This window comes from Bacillus sp. AMCV2 (genome assembly GCF_056033925.1).
The window spans coordinates 124,952-143,966 of sequence record NZ_JBVYIB010000002.1 but is presented as its reverse complement, the minus strand read 5'-3'; the positions used below and the strand labels follow the sequence as shown (position 1 = coordinate 143,966).

Below are 19,015 nucleotides of genomic sequence, written 5' to 3'. Positions count from 1 at the left end.
TTAGATCACCTCAGCTGTACCGCCAGCAGCTTCAACAGCTTCTTTCGCAGAAGCAGAGAATTTATTGGCTTTTACAGTTAATTTTTTCTCTAATTTACCGTTGCCAAGAATCTTTACTCCTGCATTAAGTTTGCTAATAACACCAGTCTCTAGAAGAAGTTCAGGAGTGACTTCCGTTCCTTCTGCAAAACCGTTCAATTTGTCTAGGTTGACTACAGCGTATTCCTTGCGGTTGATGTTAGTGAAACCGCGTTTAGGAAGACGTTGGAATAAAGGCATTTGTCCCCCCTCGAATCCAGGGCGTACACCGCCGCCAGAACGAGCGTTTTGACCTTTGTGACCTTTACCAGCTGTTTTACCGTTGCCAGAACCAATACCACGACCTACGCGATTACGCGTTTTGCGTGAACCTTCTGAAGGTTTTAATTCATGAAGTTTCATTAGGACACCTCCTTATCCGATCAAATATTTTTATTGTTCTTTAACAGAAACTAAATGAGATACTTTATTAATCATACCACGGATCGCAGCGTTGTCTTCATGAACAACAGTTTGGTTTGTTTTCTTTAAACCAAGTGTTCTTACAGTAACGCGTTGGTCTTCCGGGCGACCGATTACACTTCGTTTGAGGGTAATTTCTAATTTAGCCATTAATGTTCCCTCCTTATCCTAACAGTTCTTCTACAGATTTTCCACGAAGCTTCGCAACGTCTTCAGCACGTTTAAGTTCACTTAAACCTTGAAGTGTTGCACGAATCATGTTGATCGGTGTGTTAGAACCTAAAGACTTAGAAAGGATATCAGCTACACCAGCTAGCTCAAGTACCGCACGTACAGGGCCTCCAGCGATAACTCCAGTACCTTCAGAAGCAGGTTTTAACAAGATGTTACCTGCACCGAAACGTCCGATGATTTCGTGTGGAATTGTAGTTCCAACCATTGGTACTTCAATCAAATTCTTTTTCGCATCTTCAACAGCTTTGCGGATCGCTTCTGGTACTTCTTGTGCTTTACCAGTACCGAATCCTACGTGTCCGTTTTTGTCACCGACAACGACTAGAGCTGCGAAGCGGAAACGACGACCACCTTTAACAACTTTCGCTACGCGGTTAACCGTAACTAAGCGTTCTTCTAACTCTAATTTGCTTGGGTCAATACGACGCATAATCATGTGTCCCTCCTTCTTTTATTAAAATTTAAGTCCAGCTTCACGAGCGGCATCAGCCAAAGCTTTTACACGTCCATGGTATAAGTATCCGCCACGGTCAAATACTACGTCAGAAATGCCTTTTTCAGCAGCGCGTTTTGCAACTAATTCTCCAACTTTAGTAGCAGCAGAAGTATCTCCAGTGCTTTCAACGTTCAAGTCTTTATCGAGAGTAGATGCACTAGCAAGTGTTACACCATTTACATCATCGATGATTTGAGCGTAAATGTGCTTGTTAGAACGGAAAACGTTCAGGCGCGGTCTTTCAGCAGTACCGGAAAGTTTAGCGCGAACACGAGCGTGTCTTTTAAGACGAGCAGCATTTTTGCTAGTTTTCGTAATCATCTAGGTCACTCCTTTCTTCACTTTAAGCGATCTTACTTAGCAGATTTACCTTCTTTACGGCGAACAACTTCACCTTCGTAGCGGATTCCTTTACCTTTGTAAGGCTCTGGAGAACGTACAGCGCGGATGTTAGCAGCAATAGCTCCTACGCGTTCTTTGTCTGTACCTTTTACAACTACTTTTGTTTGAGAAGGAACTTCGATTTCGATGCCTTCTTCAGGAACGATCTCAACAGGATGAGAGTATCCAACGTTTAAAACAAGTTTATTTCCGGATTTAGAAGCACGGTAACCGACACCGACTAATTCCAAACCTCTTTCAAATCCTTTAGATACACCTTCAACCATGTTGCCAAGCAGACTGCGAGTCGTACCATGCAGGGCACGGTGCTCTTTTTGATCAGAAGGACGAGCGACTGTAAGCACATTGTCCTCTACTTTAATCTCCATATCAGGGTGAAACGTACGAGTTAATTCTCCTTTTGGTCCTTTCACAGCTACAGTGTTGTTATCATTTAACGTTACTGTAACATCAGAAGGAATCTCAAGTAGCTTCTTACCTACACGAGACATACCAAACACCTCCATTCATGTTAAACTTCTTACCAAACGTATGCTAGAACTTCTCCACCAGCTTGTTTTGCACGGGCTTCTTTGTCCGTTAAAACACCTTGTGATGTAGAAATAATCGCGATTCCAAGACCGTTAAGTACGCGAGGTACTTCATTAGATTTAGCATAAACACGCAAACCAGGCTTGCTGATTCTTTTAAGACCAGTGATAACGCGCTCGTTGTTTTGTCCGTATTTCAAGAAAACGCGGATGATACCTTGTTTGCTGTCTTCTACGAACTCAACGTCACGAATGAAACCTTCACGCTTTAAAATTTCAGCAATTTCTCTTTTCAATTTAGAAGCAGGAATTTCAAGCTTCTCATGACGTACCATGTTTGCATTGCGAATACGAGTTAGCATATCTGCAATTGGATCTGTCATAACCATTATATAATTACCTCCTTCCCTTTCTTGGGGATTACCAGCTGGCTTTTTTCACGCCAGGAATTTGTCCTTTATATGCAAGCTCACGGAAACAAATACGGCAAAGTTTAAATTTACGAATGACTGAATGCGGACGTCCGCAGCGTTCACAGCGTGTGTACTCTTGTACTTTAAACTTTGGTGTACGTTGTTGTTTCGCAATCATAGACTTTTTAGCCACGATTTCGCCTCCCTTTCATTGATTATTTCTGGAACGGCATACCTACTTGAGTTAATAGCTCACGAGCTTCTTCGTCAGTATTAGCAGTTGTTACGATAACGATGTCCATTCCGCGAACCTTTGTTACTTTATCGTAGTCAATTTCAGGGAAGATTAACTGTTCTTTGATACCAAGTGTGTAGTTACCGCGACCGTCGAAAGATTTTTTAGAAACCCCGCGGAAGTCACGTACACGCGGTAAAGATACAGAAATAAGTTTATCAAGGAAATCATACATGCGCTCTCCGCGAAGAGTTACTTTCGCACCGATAGGCATTCCCTCACGAAGACGGAATCCAGCAATTGATTTCTTCGCACGAGTAACGACAGGTTTTTGACCTGCGATAAACGTTAATTCTTCAACAGCACTGTCGATTGCTTTGGCGTTTTGAACAGCGTCACCAACACCCATGTTGATTACGATTTTTTCGATTTTAGGCACTTGCATGACTGAATCATAGTTGAACTTAGTCATTAAAGCAGGTGCAATTTCTTTATTGTACTTTTCTTTAAGGCGGTTCATGAGATAGACCTCCCTTCCTTTTAATACTATTTATCTAGAACTTGCCCAGATTTTTTTGCTACACGAACTTTTTTGCCATCTTCCACTTTGTATCCTACGCGAGTCACTTCACCTGTTTTAGGATCGAGCGGCATAACGTTTGATACATGAATTGGCGCCTCTTGATTAGAAATACCGCCTTGAGGGTTAGCTTGAGTTGGTTTAGAGTGTTTCTTTACCATGTTAACACCTTCAACTAAAACGCGGTCCTTTTTAGGGAAAGCAGCAAGGATTGTTCCTTGTTTGCCTTTATCTTTACCAGAGATAACCATAACTTTATCGCCTTTTTTTACATGCATCCTGATCGCACCTCCTTGAGTAAGGCATTTATTTCATTAGATAACTTCTGGAGCTAGAGAAACAATTTTCATAAAGTTGTTTTCACGCAATTCACGAGCAACTGGTCCGAAGATACGAGTTCCGCGTGGGCTCTTGTCGTCACGGATGATAACACATGCATTCTCATCGAAGCTGATGTATGAACCGTCACTTCTGCGCGCTCCGCTTTTAGTGCGAACGATAACAGCTTTTACGACTTCACCTTTTTTGACAACGCCTCCTGGTGTTGCTTGTTTAACCGTGCAAACAATTACATCACCAATGTTAGCTGTTTTGCGTCCAGAACCACCAAGAACTTTAATAGTAAGTACTTCACGTGCGCCAGAGTTGTCAGCTACTTTTAAACGAGTCTCTTGTTGAATCATTATTTGTTACCTCCCTTCGGAAAAAGAATTCCGAACTTTATTAGATAATAACAGCTTCTTCGACAACTTCAACTAGACGGAAACGCTTAGTTGCAGACAATGGACGAGTTTCCATGATCTTAACGATGTCACCGATTTTAGCTTGATTATTTTCATCATGTGCTTTGAATTTTTTTGAGTATTTTACGCGTTTACCGTAAAGTGTATGTTTTTTGTATGTCTCAACAACAACAGTAATGGTTTTATCCATTTTGTCAGAAACAACACGGCCTTGGTAAACTTTGCGTTGGTTACGTTCGCTCATGCTCACGACCTCCCCTCAGTGATTATTTATTAGCAGCAATTTCTCTTTCACGAATCACAGTTTTCATGCGCGCGATAGCTTTGCGCACTTCACGAATGCGAGCAGTATTTTCAAGTTGTCCTGTCGCTAATTGAAAGCGAAGATTGAAAAGTTCTTCTTTAAGAGACTTTACTTTTTGTTCAATTTCAGCAGTGGTAAGGTCACGAATTTCATTAGCTTTCATTTGATTCACCACCAATTTCTTCACGTTTTACGAACTTCGTTTTAATTGGCAATTTGTGAGATGCAAGGCGAAGCGCTTCACGAGCAACCTCTTCAGACACACCAGAAATTTCAAATAAAACTTTGCCCGGTTTTACAACAGCTACCCAACCTTCAGGAGCCCCTTTACCGGATCCCATACGTACCTCAAGTGGTTTAGCAGTGTAAGGTTTAGAAGGGAAAATTTTGATCCAAACTTTACCGCCACGTTTCATGTAACGAGTCATCGCAATACGTGCAGCTTCGATTTGACGGTTAGTAATCCAAGAAGCTTCAAGAGCTTGGATACCGAATTCACCGAAATGTACTTCAGTACCGCCTTTCGCACGGCCACGCATTTTTCCGCGATGCTCTCTGCGATATTTAACGCGTTTTGGTAATAACATATTATTTTCCTCCTTCCTCAGTTTTCTTCTTAGTAGGAAGAACCTCTCCACGATAGATCCAGACTTTCACACCAAGCTTACCGTAAGTAGTGTCAGCTTCAGATGTTGCATAGTCAATGTCCGCACGTAATGTGTGCAATGGAACAGTTCCTTCACTGTAGTATTCAGAACGAGCGATATCTGCACCGCCAAGACGACCAGAAACCATTGTTTTCACACCTTGTGCTCCAGCACGCATAGTACGTTGGATTTGTTGTTTCTGCGCACGGCGGAAAGAAACACGGTTTTCTAATTGACGAGCGATGTTGTCAGCAACTAACTGTGCATCAAGATCTGCTCTTTTGATTTCAAGAATGTTAATGTGTACACGCTTGCCAGTAAGGCTGTTAAGGGCTTTGCGAAGTGCTTCGACTTCAGAACCGCCTTTACCGATAACCATACCAGGCTTAGCTGTGTGGATCGTAATGTTAACGCGGTTTGCTGCACGCTCGATTTCTACTTTAGAAACAGAAGCGTCAGAAAGGCGTTTGCTAATGTATTCACGAATTTTTAAATCTTCGTGCAGGAAGTCAGCGTAATCTTTACCAGCGTACCACTTAGATTCCCAATCACGAATGACTCCGATACGAAGACCGACTGGATTTACCTTTTGACCCACTACTTATCCCTCCTTCTTTTCTGATACAACGATTGTAATGTGGCTCGTACGTTTGTTGATTTGGCTCGCACGTCCCATAGCACGTGGGCGAAATCTTTTTAACGTAGGGCCTTCGTCAACGAATGCTTGAGAAATAACCAGGTTGTTAGCGTCCATTTCATAGTTATGCTCAGCATTTGCAATAGCGGATTTTAATACTTTCTCGATAATTGGAGAAGCAGCTCTTGGTGTAAGGTTCAAGATTGATACTGCCTCACCTACTTGCTTGCCTCGAATCAGGTCCATTACTAGACGTGCTTTACGAGGAGCAATACGGACTGTTCTTGCAACAGCTTTAGCTTGCATTTAAAAGCCTCCTCTCTTAGCGTCTTGTTTTTTTGTCATCACTAGCATGACCTTTGTACGTACGAGTTGGAGCGAATTCACCCAACTTGTGCCCTACCATATCTTCAGAAATGAATACAGGCACGTGTTTACGTCCGTCATAGACTGCGATTGTGTGACCAATAAACTGTGGGAAAATAGTAGAACGACGAGACCAAGTTTTTACGACTTGTTTCTTGTCTGTTTCATTTAATTTCTCGATTTTAGTCATCAAGTGTCCATCGACAAATGGTCCTTTTTTTAAGCTGCGAGCCATTTTGGAACCTCCCTTCGTGATTGCACTACGGTCCGAAAAGAACCGTAGACAACCCCGTTATTTATTTTTACGACGACGTACGATAAATTTATCGGATTTGTTCTTTTTCTTACGAGTCTTGAATCCAAGAGTTGGTTTGCCCCATGGAGACATTGGTGATTTACGTCCGATTGGCGCACGTCCTTCACCACCACCGTGTGGGTGATCGTTAGGGTTCATTACAGAACCACGAACTGTAGGACGGATGCCTTTCCAGCGAGAACGTCCAGCTTTACCAATGTTGATAAGTTCGTGCTGTTCGTTACCTACTTGACCGATAGAAGCACGGCAAGCAGAAAGGATCATGCGAACTTCACCAGAGTTAAGACGTACAAGAACGTATTTACCTTCTTTACCAAGAACCTGAGCAGATGTACCAGCTGAACGTACAAGCTGTCCGCCTTTACCAGGTTTTAATTCAATGTTATGCACAACTGTACCAACAGGGATGTTGATAAGTGGAAGTGCATTACCTACTTTAATGTCAGCTTCAGGACCTGACATGATTTCAGTACCTACTTGAATTCCTTTAGGAGCAAGAATGTAACGTTTTTCTCCGTCTGCATAGTTGATTAGAGCGATGTTAGCTGAACGGTTTGGATCGTATTCAACTGTAGCAACGCGTCCAGGTATACCATCTTTATCGCGTTTGAAGTCGATAACACGGTATTGGCGTTTATGTCCGCCACCTTGGTGACGTACAGTCAATTTACCTTGGTTGTTACGTCCGCCTTTTTTGTGAAGGGGAGCAAGCAAGGATTTTTCCGGCTTGTCAGTCGTGATTTCAGCAAAATCTGAAGTTGTCATGCCACGACGTCCATTAGAGGTCGGTTTATACTTTTTAATCGCCATTTTGAATTTCCCTCCTTCTTTTTACAGATAATTAAGCTTCAAAAATTTCGATTTCTTTGCTGTCTGCAGTAAGTTTTATGATCGCTTTTCTGCGACGGCTAGTCATACCAGTGTAGCGTCCAACACGTTTTGATTTGCCTTTGTAGTTCATGATGTTGACTTTGTCAACTTTCACTCCAAAGATGCTTTCAACCGCGTCTTTCACTTCTGTTTTGTTAGCTCTTACATCAACTTCAAAAGTATATTTTTTTTCAGTCATTAAATCAGCAGAACGTTCAGTAATGACGGGGCGCTTTAGAACATCACGAGGATCTTTCATTATGCAAGCACCTCCTCTACTTTTTCAACCGCTGCTTTTGTAATCAGAAGCTTCTCGTGGTTGACAACGTCTAAAACGTTGATTCCGTTAGCTTCAACAACAGTAACTCCAGGAATGTTACGAGCAGATAATGCTACTGCTTCGTTTGCATCCGCAGTTACGATTAAAGCTTTTTTCTCAACAGATAATCCTTTAAGGATAGCTGCCATTTCTTTTGTTTTAGCCGTATCAAGAGTAAGATCTTCAAGAACGATGATGTTGTTGTCGATCACTTTAGAAGACAATACTGATTTGATTGCCAAGCGGCGAACTTTTTTAGGTAATTTATAAGAATAGCTGCGTGGTGTTGGGCCGAATACGACACCACCTCCGCGCCATTGCGGTGAACGGATTGAACCTTGACGGGCACGTCCAGTACCTTTTTGACGCCATGGTTTACGACCTCCGCCGCGTACTTCAGAACGATTTTTTACTTTGTGAGTTCCTTGACGTAAGGAAGCTCTTTGCATAAGAATAGCGTCGAATACAACACTCTCATTTGGTTCGATACCAAATACAGAAGCGTTTAATTCGATGTCACCAGCAGTAGAACCGTTTTGGTTGTATAATGCTACTTTTGGCATAATCAATTTCCTCCTTTCCTAAGAGAATTATTTAGATTTAACAGCACTTTTAACAGTGATTAAAGATTTCTTCGCACCAGGTACGTTACCTTTGATCAAAAGAAGATTGCGTTCTGCATCAACTTTTACGATTTCAAGGTTTTGAACAGTGATTTGCTCTCCGCCCATACGTCCAGGTAATAATTTACCTTTGAATACACGGTTAGGATCTACAGGTCCCATTGAACCAGGACGACGGTGGTAGCGTGAACCGTGAGACATAGGTCCGCGAGATTGTCCGTGGCGCTTGATCGCACCTTGGAAACCTTTACCTTTAGATACTCCTGTTACATCTACGATTTCTCCAGCAGAGAAAATTTCAACCTTGACTTCCTGACCAACTTCATACGCATCCATTTCCACTCCGCGTAATTCTTTAACGAAGCGCTTAGGAGCAGTTTCCGCTTTTGCAACGTGTCCTTTTTCAGGTTTGTTAGAAAGCTTTTCACGCTTGTCGTCAAAACCAAGCTGGATTGCTTCGTAACCGTCGTTTTCAGCTGTTTTCTTTTGAAGAACAACGTTTGGAGCAGCCTCGATAACAGTTACCGGAATAAGATCACCATTCTCAGCGAATACTTGCGTCATACCAATTTTTCTTCCTAAGATTCCTTTGGTCATTCGTCACACCTCCTATTAAGATCATTCTATATTTTAGAATTAAAGTTTAATTTCGATATCGACACCAGATGGTAAGTCTAATCGCATAAGAGCATCAACAGTTTGTGGTGTTGGGTTCACAATGTCGATTAAACGTTTATGTGTACGCATTTCAAATTGCTCACGAGAATCTTTGTATTTGTGCACCGCACGAAGGATTGTGTAAACTGATTTTTCAGTTGGCAACGGAATCGGACCAGATACGCTGGCACCAGAACGTTTTGCCGTTTCAACAATCTTCTCTGCAGATTGATCAAGGATTCTATGATCATATGCTTTCAAACGAATACGAATTTTTTGTTTTGCCATTATTTTCCCTCCTTTTCGCCTACATCACGTTAGACAGTTCTCCGTGAGAAAAACCTGAACACCTTGCCATGGCAAAGCGGCCGGGTGTGTCAGCAACCTCTCACTTCATCGCAGTCAAAGACCAACATACACCATTATACAGAAAATAGGCGCATGTTGCAAGACTTATTTAAAATATGCATGGTTTGCACACTTTTTTTATTATACAGGGGTTTTTCTTATTTATCAAGGATCTATCATAAATGGTGTCGTGCATGTCGACTTATTGTGTTCGCGAATAATGACGGCTCCTCAATATGCGGGGTGTGAGCTGAGTTCTCAAATTGAAACCAGCGCTTTTCGGGTGCCTCAAGTTTATGATAATACTGTTTCGATATTTCAGCAGGAACAATTAAGTCATGTTTCCCTGAAATGAAAACACACGGTACTTTAATAGAAGGAACTGATGTAAAAGCATTAAACCGGTACAACTCATCAGTTAAATGTTTTTTACTGAAGCGCAATCCATTGAGGAAGCTGTGCATGTTCCGCACTCCATACTCATTGCCAGTAAGCATTTGAAATAATACAGCTAGAGATTGACGATGACGGCGAGTGAATCCTCCCCTGCTTAGCTCGACACAAAACCGATAGATAAGGTGCTGGATATCCTGCTTCCAAGGCGGAGCACCAATGAAACGTGTGAGGAAAGATAATATGCTGGCTTTTTTTGATTCAGAAATTTCACGAATATGTTGATAAGCAGTTGATTCTTCATCGAGAGGGTTAACAACCTGGCTGATTCCATAATACGCGTAAAATAAATCAGGACACTGCTGCAGCACATGAAGCGCCAATATTGACCCCCAAGAATGACCGGCTAGGTAAAGTTTTGATTTTGAAAAATGAGCTAAAAGCCATTGAGTGACTTGGATTGTATCTTTAATGAAGTGATTTATTGTCATAGAGTGATGCGAAATTCGCTTAGAATAAGAAAGCCCCGATCCTCTCTGATCCCAATGAACTACTGTAAAATACTGTTCCAACTCTTTTTGATAATGTCTAACATATCCGATTTGCGGCGTTCCCGGCCCGCCATGTAAAAAAAGCAGCAATGGATTTTTCACGTCAACTCCATTAATCATCAGCATTTGCTTTGTATTTCCAATGCTTAGTTCTTTCATGATTGCGATTGATTTCTTTTCAGGAATCATAAATATTAACCCCTCGAATATGATAGATCCTATTATACAAGAAAAAGATAAGCAAACAAAAAACGAGACCCGCAGGGGTCTCGTTTAAAATCATACTATTACTCAGTGATTGTAGAAACTACGCCTGAACCAACAGTACGTCCGCCTTCACGAATAGAGAAACGAGTTCCTTCTTCGATAGCGATTGTAGAGATAAGTTCAACGTTCATTTCAGTGTTATCTCCAGGCATAACCATTTCTACGCCTTCTGGAAGATGGATGATACCAGTTACGTCAGTTGTACGGAAGTAGAACTGAGGACGGTAGTTAGAGAAGAATGGAGTATGACGTCCACCCTCTTCTTTAGAAAGAACGTAAACTTCAGCTTTGAATTTGCTGTGTGGAGTGATTGTACCTGGTTTAGCAAGTACTTGACCACGTTGGATTTCTTCACGAGATACACCGCGAAGAAGGGCACCAATGTTGTCACCAGCTTCAGCGTAATCAAGAAGCTTACGGAACATTTCAACACCTGTAACAGTTGTTTTCTTGTTCTCTTCTTGAAGACCGATGATTTCAACTTCGTCACCGACTTTAACTTGTCCGCGTTCTACACGGCCAGTAGCAACTGTACCACGACCAGTGATTGAGAATACGTCCTCAACTGGCATCATGAATGGTTTTTCAGTGTCGCGTTCTGGAGTTGGGATGTACTCATCAACCGCATCCATAAGTTCGAAGATTTTAGCTTCCCACTCAGCGTCTCCTTCAAGAGCTTTAAGAGCAGAACCTTTAACAACTGGTACATCATCGCCAGGGAAGTCGTATTCGCTAAGAAGATCGCGAACTTCCATTTCAACTAGTTCAAGAAGCTCTTCGTCGTCTACCATGTCGCATTTGTTTAAGAATACAACGATGTATGGTACACCAACGTTTTTAGAAAGAAGGATGTGCTCACGAGTTTGTGGCATTGGGCCATCAGCAGCAGATACTACAAGGATAGCTCCGTCCATTTGCGCAGCACCAGTGATCATGTTTTTAACATAGTCAGCGTGTCCTGGGCAGTCAACGTGTGCATAGTGACGAGTTTCAGTTTCGTACTCAACGTGTGCAGTAGAGATTGTGATACCGCGCTCGCGTTCTTCTGGAGCACCATCAATTTGATCGTACGCCATAGCTGTACCTTTACCAGATTTCTTATGAAGTACTGTTGTGATAGCAGCAGTTAAAGTTGTTTTACCATGGTCAACGTGTCCAATTGTACCAATATTGGCATGTGATTTGGAACGGTCGAATTTTTCTTTAGCCATTCTAAAATCCTCCTTAAGAGCTTTTAATTAGTAATGTATAGAGTGATAGGAAGTGAAAGAAAGCTTTCACTTCCTCATCTTACAATAGTAGTTATACTTGAGTTAAGCGGCAAAATCAATTATTCGCCTTTATTTTTTTTGATAATTTCTTCTGCGACGCTCTTCGGCACTTCTTCGTAGTGATCCATGTGCATAGTGAACGTACCGCGACCTTGCGTATTAGAACGAAGTGCAGTAGCGTAACCGAACATTTCAGCAAGAGGAACCATAGCGCGAACAACTTGAGCGTTACCGCGTGCTTCCATACCTTCTACGCGTCCGCGACGTGAAGTGATATCACCCATGATATCTCCCATGTATTCTTCTGGAATAACCACTTCTACTTTCATGATTGGTTCAAGAAGAACTGGGTTACATTTGCTGACTGCATTTTTCAATGCCATAGAAGCAGCAACTTTAAATGCCATTTCGTTTGAGTCAACATCATGGTAAGAACCGTCGAAAAGTTTAGCTTTAATGTCGATAAGCGGGAAGCCTGCTAGTACACCATTTTCAAGTGCATCTTCCAGACCTGCTTGAACAGCTGGGATGTATTCACGAGGAACAACCCCACCGACAATCGCATTTTCAAATTCAAAGCCAGCGCCTTCTTCGTTTGGTTCGAATTCGATCCAAACGTGTCCGAACTGACCGCGTCCACCAGACTGACGTACGAATTTACCTTCAACTTTTGCACCGGTACGGAATGTTTCACGGTACGCAACTTGAGGAGCACCAACATTGGCTTCTACTTTAAATTCGCGTTTCATACGGTCAACAATGATATCAAGGTGAAGTTCACCCATACCAGAGATGATCGTTTGGCCAGTTTCTGGGTTTGTTTGAGTACGGAATGTAGGATCTTCTTCAGCAAGTTTCGCTAAAGCGATACCCATTTTATCTTGGTCAGCTTTTGATTTAGGCTCAATAGCAACGTCGATAACTGGTTCTGGGAATTCCATTGACTCAAGGATAACAAGATCCTTCTCATCACATAGAGTATCTCCAGTAGTTGTATCTTTTAGACCTACAGCAGCTGCGATATCCCCTGCGTATACAGTAGAGATTTCTTCACGGCTGTTAGCGTGCATTTGAAGAATACGTCCAACACGCTCACGTTTGCCTTTAGTAGAGTTTTTCACGTATGAACCAGAATCAAGTGTTCCAGAGTACACACGGAAGAACGTCAACTTACCAACGTAAGGGTCAGTCATAACCTTAAATGCTAATGCAGAGAATGGCTCTTCGTCAGAAGAATGACGCTCAATCTCTTCATTTGTATCAGGACGTGTACCTTTGATTGCAGCAACGTCAGTTGGTGCAGGAAGGTAGTCAAGAACAGCATCAAGTACTAGTTGAACACCTTTGTTTTTGAAGGCAGAACCAACAAGAACAGGGTAGAATTCAACATTTAATGTACCTTTACGAATTCCTGCTTTTAACTCGTCAATTGTGATTTCTTCACCCTCAAGGTACTTATCCATAAGCTCTTCATCAAGCTCACATACAGCTTCAATAAGGCTGTTGCGAAGCTCTTCAGCTTGCTCTTTGTACTCTTCAGGGATTTCTTTTGCATCAGAACGAGTTCCGAGGTCATCTTCGTAGAAATACGCAACGTTTTCTACAAGGTCAATGATACCTTCGAAGTTATCTTCAGCACCGATCGGCAATTGAATTGCATGAGCGTTTGCTTGAAGACGGTCTCTTAAAGTTCCTACAGAGTAAAGGAAGTCTGCACCGATTTTGTCCATTTTGTTAACAAAAACGATACGCGGTACTCCATAAGTTGTTGCCTGACGCCAAACAGTTTCTGTTTGAGGCTCAACGCCTGATTGCGCGTCAAGTACAGCAACAGCACCATCAAGTACACGAAGAGAACGTTCAACTTCAACTGTGAAGTCTACGTGTCCTGGAGTATCGATGATGTTTACGCGGTATCCTTTCCACTGAGCAGTTGTCGCAGCGGAAGTGATTGTGATACCACGTTCTTGTTCCTGCTCCATCCAGTCCATTTGTGAAGCTCCTTCATGAGTTTCACCAATTTTGTGGATACGACCAGTATAGAACAAGATACGTTCTGTAGTAGTCGTTTTACCGGCATCGATGTGAGCCATGATACCGATATTACGAGTTTTTTCTAAGGAGAACTCTCTTGCCATTGGGTAATTTCTCCTTCCTTATTAGGAAATTGTGTTTTGTTAATCTATAAATCCTACCAGCGATAGTGAGCAAATGCTTTGTTTGCTTCAGCCATCTTATGAGTGTCTTCACGTTTCTTAACAGCAGCACCAGTGTTGTTAGCTGCGTCAAGGATTTCGTTAGCTAAACGCTCTTCCATCGTTTTTTCTCCGCGAAGACGAGCGTAGTTAACTAACCAGCGAAGTCCAAGAGTCGTACGACGTTCAGGACGAACTTCTACAGGAACTTGGTAGTTCGCACCACCTACACGGCGTGCTTTTACTTCAAGTACAGGCATGATGTTTTTCAATGCTTGTTCGAAAACCTCCATTGCATCATTGCCAGTACGTTCTTTAATGATATCGAATGACTTGTATAGGATTGTTTGAGACTTACCTTTTTTACCATCGATCATCATTTTGTTGATTAGACGAGATACAAGCTTAGAGTTGTAAATCGGATCAGGTAAAACATCTCTTTTTGCTACAGGACCTTTACGTGGCATCTGAATATCCTCCCTTCATCAATTATGCGTATTTTCGTATATTATTTTGCTTTAGGTTTTTTCGTACCGTATTTAGAACGGCCTTGTGCACGGTTTTCAACTCCAGCAGTATCAAGCGCACCACGAACGATGTGGTAACGTACCCCTGGTAAGTCTTTTACACGTCCGCCGCGGATAAGTACAACACTGTGCTCTTGCAGGTTGTGACCGATACCAGGAATGTAAGCAGTAACCTCGATTCCGTTAGTCAAACGAACACGAGCATATTTACGAAGTGCTGAGTTCGGTTTTTTCGGTGTCATTGTACCAACACGAGTACATACCCCGCGTTTTTGTGGAGAAGATACGTTAGTGTGCTCTTTTTTAAAGCTGTTGTATCCTTTGTTAAGTGCAGGAGACTTTGAGTTTTCTACTTTACTCACGCGTCCTTTGCGAATTAGCTGATTAATTGTAGGCATGAATTTTTCCTCCCTTCATTACGTTTTATAACCCACATACCCAGGTGGTTCATCAAAAGGCAAAAAACAATGTCTTTACACAAGATGGAATCTTACGCAAAAACAAAAGTACGTTATAAAATAATGGCAACAGCGGCTGCTCCTACCTCAATTCCGCAGGCTTTGCCGAGCTTTTTCATGGATTCAACCATTGAGACAGAGATACCTTGATCTTCAGCAAGTGAAACAACACTTGACGTGAGTATCGGATCTGCGTCTTTTGCAACGACTACTTCCTTTACTGAACCTCGCTTTAGAGCTTTCACTGTTTGCTTCGTACCAATAATAATTGATTTGGCCTGTGATACTTTATCATAAGACATAAACATATCCTCCAAAGTAACAGGTTTATTTCGAGCACCTTGGTTATATTATCATTCTAGGAGACGAATGTCAACAAGGTATGACATTTTTTAGTTTCTATCTTCTCATAGAGTGACTTTTTCATAAATATATCTGCTGAAAGACCGCAAAAACAGTCTTTCAGCAGAATGAAATCAGTTATTCAACCGGAACCATATCGTCAGTCGGCTGAACATTTGATACTGGTTTTACTTTACGGTATTTCATCATTCCTGTACCAGCTGGAACAAGCTTACCGATGATAACATTCTCTTTCAAGCCGAGAAGCTCGTCACGCTTACCTTTGATCGCTGCATCTGTAAGGACACGTGTTGTTTCCTGGAAGGAAGCAGCAGATAAGAATGAATCAGTTTCAAGAGATGCTTTTGTAATACCGAGTAAGACAGGACGGCCTGTAGCAGGTCGATTGCCTTCAAGCAATACCTTTTTGTTCGCTTCAGTAAATTGGTGAATATCAAGCAATGTACCTGGAAGCACATCAGTGTCACCAGCATCAATTACGCGTACTTTGCGAAGCATCTGGCGAACCATTACTTCTACGTGTTTATCACCGATTTCAACACCCTGCATACGGTAAACCTTTTGAACCTCATGGAGAAGATACTCTTGAACAGTCGTCAGGTCAGTCACTTTAAGAAGTTCTTTCGGATCGATTGAACCTTCTGTCAGTACTTGGCCTCGAGTAATTTTATCTCCTTCCGCTACTTTCAGGCGGGAGTTGTAAGGTGCCGTATAAGAACGTGTTTCCACTGCGCCTTGAACCACAATTTCCTGTTGCTTATCACGAACTTCATTGATCTCAACGACTGTACCGTCGATTTCTGTAATTGTTGCCTGACCTTTCGGATTACGCGCTTCGAAAAGCTCTTGGATACGCGGAAGACCCTGTGTGATATCGTCTCCGGCAACCCCGCCTGTATGGAATGTACGCATTGTTAACTGTGTACCAGGCTCACCGATTGATTGGGCAGCAATGATTCCGACAGCTTCACCGACTTCAACATCGGAGCCAGTTGCAAGATTTCGGCCATAGCATCGTTTACATACACCATGAGGCGTATTACATGTGAAGGCAGAACGGATCCACACTTCTTCAATGCCGGCTTCGACAATCTCCAGTGCTTTATCTTCATCAATCAGTTCGTTTTCATTCACAAGCACTTCACCTGTTTCAGGGTGCTTCACTTGTTTTCTTGCAAAACGTCCGATTAAGCGTTCTTCTAAGCGCTCAATTGTTTCGGTTCCTTCTTTAAGAGGCTTAGCAAGAATGCCTCGGTCAGTTCCGCAATCAGTTTCACGGATGATAACATCCTGCGCAACGTCAACGAGACGGCGTGTAAGGTAACCTGAGTCAGCAGTTTTAAGAGCGGTATCGGCAAGACCTTTACGCGCACCGTGTGTGGAGATAAAGTACTCCAATACTGTCAGACCTTCACGGAAACTTGATTTGATCGGCAACTCAATGATACGTCCAGCCGGGTTGGCCATCAGGCCGCGCATTCCGGCAAGCTGCGTAAAGTTAGATGCGTTACCACGGGCACCAGAGTCACTCATCATGTAGATCGGGTTGAGTTCATCAAGTGATTTCATCAGTTTGCCTTGGATAACGTCTTTTGCAGCACTCCAGATAGAGATGACTCTCTCATAGCGTTCTTCTTCAGTGATAAGACCGCGGCGGAACTGCTTCATAACGTTGTCAACTTTGCTTTGCGCTTCCTCAAGAATTTCTTGTTTATCATCGAGTACGACGATGTCAGAAACCCCAACTGTAATACCAGCTTTAGTTGAATATTTGAAGCCTAGGTTTTTCATGCGGTCAAGCATTTTAGACGTTTCCGTAATATGGAATCGTTTAAAGATTTCCGCGATGATTTTACCCAGAATGCCTTTTTTAAACGGCGCATTGATTGGCTGCTGTGCGATAACAGCTTTAACGTCAGCACCTTTTTCTAAGAAGAAACGGTCAGGTGTTTTCTCTTCAATGTTGCTCTTCGTTGGTTCATTCATGTAAGGGAATGATTCCGGAAGAATTTCATTGAAGACAAGCTTACCGACAGTTGTAATTAACAATTTTGAGCGCTGTTCTTCGGTAAATGTCACATTCTTAAGTGAGTTAGCTGCAACAGCTACTCTCGTATGAAGGTGAACATATCCGTTTTGATAAGCAAGAAGCGCTTCGTCTGTATTCTTGAAGACCATACCTTCACCGACAGCACCGGCACGCTCAAGTGTCAGGTAATAGTTACCTAGTACCATATCCTGAGACGGTGTTACAACCGGTTTACCATCTTTAGGGTTCAAGATGTTTTGAGCAGCAAGCATCAAGATGCGTGCTTCAGCTTGTGCTTCAGCAGATAATGGTACGTGAACCGCCATTTGGTCACCGTCAAAGTCAGCGTTGTAAGCTGTACATACGAGCGGGTGAAGACGGATTGCGCGTCCTTCAACAAGCGTTGGTTCAAACGCCTGGATACCTAATCTGTGAAGTGTAGGGGCACGGTTCAGCAGTACCGGATGCTCCTTAATAACTGATTCTAGTACATCCCAAACTTCAGGCTGTACGCGCTCAATTTTGCGTTTCGCACTCTTAATGTTGTGAGCAAGACCTTTTTCAACAAGTTCTTTCATAACGAAAGGTTTGAAAAGTTCAAGCGCCATTTCCTTCGGTAATCCGCATTGGTACATTTTCAAATGAGGACCAACAACGATTACAGAACGTCCGGAGTAATCGACACGTTTACCAAGAAGGTTTTGACGGAAACGGCCTTGCTTCCCTTTCAGCATGTGAGAAAGAGATTTTAACGGTCTGTTACCAGGGCCTGTTACAGGGCGTCCGCGGCGGCCGTTGTCAATTAAGGCATCGACAGCCTCTTGAAGCATACGCTTTTCGTTTTGAACGATGATGCTAGGCGCACCAAGGTCCAAAAGTCGTTTCAAACGATTGTTACGGTTGATGACACGACGATAAAGGTCATTCAAATCAGAAGTCGCAAAACGTCCGCCATCTAGCTGAACCATCGGTCTAAGCTCCGGAGGAATAACAGGAAGCACATCAAGGATCATCCAAGAAGGTTTGTTTCCTGAGTTACGAAAGGCTTCTAAAACTTCAAGACGTTTGATCGCACGAGTACGTCGTTGTCCTTGTGAAGTTTTCAGCTCTTCTTTTAACATATCAACTTCTTTGACAAGATCGATATCTTGAAGAAGTTTATGAATTGCTTCAGCACCCATAGATGCTTGGAATTTATTACCGTATTTATCAAGATAAGCACGGTATTCTTTCTCAGACAGAAGCTGTTTCTTTTCAAGCGGTGTATTCGCCGGATCAGTTACAACGTAAGAAGCAAAGTAAATGACTTCTTCTAAAGCACGAGGTGACATATCCAGCACAAGACCCATACGGCTTGGAATACCTTTGAAATACCAAATGTGGGAAACTGGGGCAGCCAGTTCAATGTGCCCCATTCTCTCACGACGGACTTTAGCCCGTGTTACTTCGACTCCGCAGCGGTCACAAACTACGCCTTTATAACGAACTCGCTTGTACTTCCCGCAATGACATTCCCAGTCCTTAGTCGGTCCGAAAATGCGTTCGCAGAATAGACCGTCCTTTTCAGGTTTTAACGTACGATAGTTTATCGTTTCAGGCTTTTTCACTTCACCAAAAGACCATGAACGGATTTTATCTGGTGAAGCAAGACCGATGTTCATATACTCAAAATTGTTCACATCTAGCAAGGGGCCTACCTCCCTTTTTATCTTCGGATTAACCGATGTCACTTGCCTTTAT

The 19,015-nt window shown here is 42.5% G+C and carries 28 protein-coding genes; all 28 read right to left on the bottom strand.

Annotated features, from left to right (window positions below; genetic code table 11):
- The 28 genes from rplO to rpoC all read right to left on the bottom strand — a co-directional run bounded on the left by rplO (position 1) and on the right by rpoC (position 18,963).
- A complete protein-coding gene (gene rplO, locus AC0OMA_RS00865) occupies positions 1-441 on the bottom strand; it encodes a 50S ribosomal protein L15 (protein WP_003225819.1) in 441 nt (146 codons plus the stop codon).
- Between the two features lie 30 nt (positions 442-471).
- Positions 472-651, bottom strand: a complete 180-nt coding sequence (rpmD, locus tag AC0OMA_RS00860; protein ID WP_003156497.1) for a 50S ribosomal protein L30 — start codon at positions 649-651, stop codon at positions 472-474.
- Positions 652-664: 13 nt separating this feature from the next.
- Positions 665-1,165 carry a 30S ribosomal protein S5 gene (rpsE, locus tag AC0OMA_RS00855; RefSeq protein WP_003328273.1) on the bottom strand — a complete coding sequence of 167 codons (501 nt, stop codon included), beginning with the start codon at positions 1,163-1,165 and terminating at the stop codon, positions 665-667.
- Positions 1,166-1,189: 24 nt separating this feature from the next.
- Positions 1,190-1,552 carry a 50S ribosomal protein L18 gene (gene rplR, locus AC0OMA_RS00850; protein WP_003225816.1) on the bottom strand — a complete coding sequence of 121 codons (363 nt, stop codon included), beginning with the start codon at positions 1,550-1,552 and terminating at the stop codon, positions 1,190-1,192.
- Between the two features lie 32 nt (positions 1,553-1,584).
- Positions 1,585-2,124, bottom strand: coding sequence for a 50S ribosomal protein L6 (rplF, locus tag AC0OMA_RS00845; RefSeq protein WP_004399690.1), 540 nt, complete (start codon positions 2,122-2,124; stop codon positions 1,585-1,587).
- Between the two features lie 29 nt (positions 2,125-2,153).
- Entirely contained in the window at positions 2,154-2,552 is a 399-nt protein-coding gene (gene rpsH / locus AC0OMA_RS00840; RefSeq protein ID WP_003241998.1) for a 30S ribosomal protein S8, read from the bottom strand.
- A 31-nt stretch (positions 2,553-2,583) separates the two neighbouring features.
- Positions 2,584-2,769, bottom strand: a complete 186-nt coding sequence (gene rpsN / locus AC0OMA_RS00835; protein ID WP_003156488.1) for a 30S ribosomal protein S14 — start codon at positions 2,767-2,769, stop codon at positions 2,584-2,586.
- Between the two features lie 22 nt (positions 2,770-2,791).
- Entirely contained in the window at positions 2,792-3,331 is a 540-nt protein-coding gene (gene rplE / locus AC0OMA_RS00830) for a 50S ribosomal protein L5 (RefSeq protein WP_003225809.1), read from the bottom strand.
- Between the two features lie 26 nt (positions 3,332-3,357).
- A complete protein-coding gene (rplX, locus tag AC0OMA_RS00825) occupies positions 3,358-3,669 on the bottom strand; it encodes a 50S ribosomal protein L24 (RefSeq protein WP_003156486.1) in 312 nt (103 codons plus the stop codon).
- A gap of 36 nt (positions 3,670-3,705) precedes the next feature.
- The gene (gene rplN, locus AC0OMA_RS00820) at positions 3,706-4,074 is read right to left on the bottom strand and encodes a 50S ribosomal protein L14 (protein WP_003225805.1); all 369 of its coding nucleotides are present in this window, start codon (positions 4,072-4,074) and stop codon (positions 3,706-3,708) included.
- A 40-nt stretch (positions 4,075-4,114) separates the two neighbouring features.
- On the bottom strand, positions 4,115-4,378 hold the full coding sequence (gene rpsQ / locus AC0OMA_RS00815; RefSeq protein ID WP_003225804.1) for a 30S ribosomal protein S17: 264 nt from the start codon (positions 4,376-4,378) through the stop codon (positions 4,115-4,117).
- 22 nt (positions 4,379-4,400) lie between these two features.
- The gene (rpmC, locus tag AC0OMA_RS00810) at positions 4,401-4,601 is read right to left on the bottom strand and encodes a 50S ribosomal protein L29 (RefSeq protein ID WP_003156482.1); all 201 of its coding nucleotides are present in this window, start codon (positions 4,599-4,601) and stop codon (positions 4,401-4,403) included.
- Positions 4,591-5,025 carry a 50S ribosomal protein L16 gene (gene rplP / locus AC0OMA_RS00805; protein WP_003225801.1) on the bottom strand — a complete coding sequence of 145 codons (435 nt, stop codon included), beginning with the start codon at positions 5,023-5,025 and terminating at the stop codon, positions 4,591-4,593. Before rplP ends, rpmC begins: the two co-directional genes overlap by 11 nt.
- A 1-nt stretch (position 5,026) precedes the next feature.
- The gene (gene rpsC / locus AC0OMA_RS00800; protein WP_003242001.1) at positions 5,027-5,683 is read right to left on the bottom strand and encodes a 30S ribosomal protein S3; all 657 of its coding nucleotides are present in this window, start codon (positions 5,681-5,683) and stop codon (positions 5,027-5,029) included.
- A gap of 3 nt (positions 5,684-5,686) precedes the next feature.
- A complete protein-coding gene (rplV, locus tag AC0OMA_RS00795) occupies positions 5,687-6,028 on the bottom strand; it encodes a 50S ribosomal protein L22 (protein ID WP_003156475.1) in 342 nt (113 codons plus the stop codon).
- A 16-nt stretch (positions 6,029-6,044) separates the two neighbouring features.
- A complete protein-coding gene (rpsS, locus tag AC0OMA_RS00790; protein WP_003156472.1) occupies positions 6,045-6,323 on the bottom strand; it encodes a 30S ribosomal protein S19 in 279 nt (92 codons plus the stop codon).
- A gap of 57 nt (positions 6,324-6,380) precedes the next feature.
- On the bottom strand, positions 6,381-7,214 hold the full coding sequence (gene rplB / locus AC0OMA_RS00785; RefSeq protein WP_003225795.1) for a 50S ribosomal protein L2: 834 nt from the start codon (positions 7,212-7,214) through the stop codon (positions 6,381-6,383).
- A 31-nt stretch (positions 7,215-7,245) separates the two neighbouring features.
- Positions 7,246-7,533: a 50S ribosomal protein L23 gene (rplW, locus tag AC0OMA_RS00780; RefSeq protein ID WP_474221814.1), complete on the bottom strand. Its 288-nt coding sequence runs from the start codon at positions 7,531-7,533 to the stop codon at positions 7,246-7,248.
- Positions 7,533-8,156, bottom strand: a complete 624-nt coding sequence (rplD, locus tag AC0OMA_RS00775) for a 50S ribosomal protein L4 (protein WP_004399658.1) — start codon at positions 8,154-8,156, stop codon at positions 7,533-7,535. Before rplD ends, rplW begins: the two co-directional genes overlap by 1 nt.
- A 27-nt stretch (positions 8,157-8,183) precedes the next feature.
- Positions 8,184-8,813, bottom strand: coding sequence for a 50S ribosomal protein L3 (rplC, locus tag AC0OMA_RS00770; protein WP_004399671.1), 630 nt, complete (start codon positions 8,811-8,813; stop codon positions 8,184-8,186).
- Positions 8,814-8,852: 39 nt separating this feature from the next.
- Complete coding sequence (gene rpsJ, locus AC0OMA_RS00765; RefSeq protein WP_003156464.1) at positions 8,853-9,161, bottom strand: 30S ribosomal protein S10; 309 nt, start codon at positions 9,159-9,161, stop codon at positions 8,853-8,855.
- A 236-nt stretch (positions 9,162-9,397) separates the two neighbouring features.
- Positions 9,398-10,354, bottom strand: coding sequence for an alpha/beta fold hydrolase (locus tag AC0OMA_RS00760; protein WP_181218089.1), 957 nt, complete (start codon positions 10,352-10,354; stop codon positions 9,398-9,400).
- Between the two features lie 98 nt (positions 10,355-10,452).
- A complete protein-coding gene (gene tuf, locus AC0OMA_RS00755) occupies positions 10,453-11,643 on the bottom strand; it encodes an elongation factor Tu (protein WP_003235058.1) in 1,191 nt (396 codons plus the stop codon).
- Positions 11,644-11,762: 119 nt separating this feature from the next.
- Positions 11,763-13,841 carry an elongation factor G gene (fusA, locus tag AC0OMA_RS00750; RefSeq protein ID WP_003235056.1) on the bottom strand — a complete coding sequence of 693 codons (2,079 nt, stop codon included), beginning with the start codon at positions 13,839-13,841 and terminating at the stop codon, positions 11,763-11,765.
- A gap of 53 nt (positions 13,842-13,894) precedes the next feature.
- Entirely contained in the window at positions 13,895-14,365 is a 471-nt protein-coding gene (gene rpsG, locus AC0OMA_RS00745; RefSeq protein ID WP_003225784.1) for a 30S ribosomal protein S7, read from the bottom strand.
- Positions 14,366-14,406: 41 nt separating this feature from the next.
- Entirely contained in the window at positions 14,407-14,823 is a 417-nt protein-coding gene (rpsL, locus tag AC0OMA_RS00740; protein ID WP_003225781.1) for a 30S ribosomal protein S12, read from the bottom strand.
- Positions 14,824-14,936: 113 nt separating this feature from the next.
- Positions 14,937-15,185, bottom strand: coding sequence for a 50S ribosomal protein L7ae-like protein (locus tag AC0OMA_RS00735; protein WP_003225778.1), 249 nt, complete (start codon positions 15,183-15,185; stop codon positions 14,937-14,939).
- A gap of 178 nt (positions 15,186-15,363) precedes the next feature.
- Entirely contained in the window at positions 15,364-18,963 is a 3,600-nt protein-coding gene (rpoC, locus tag AC0OMA_RS00730; protein WP_004399688.1) for a DNA-directed RNA polymerase subunit beta', read from the bottom strand.
- Positions 18,964-19,015: the final 52 nt, after the last annotated feature.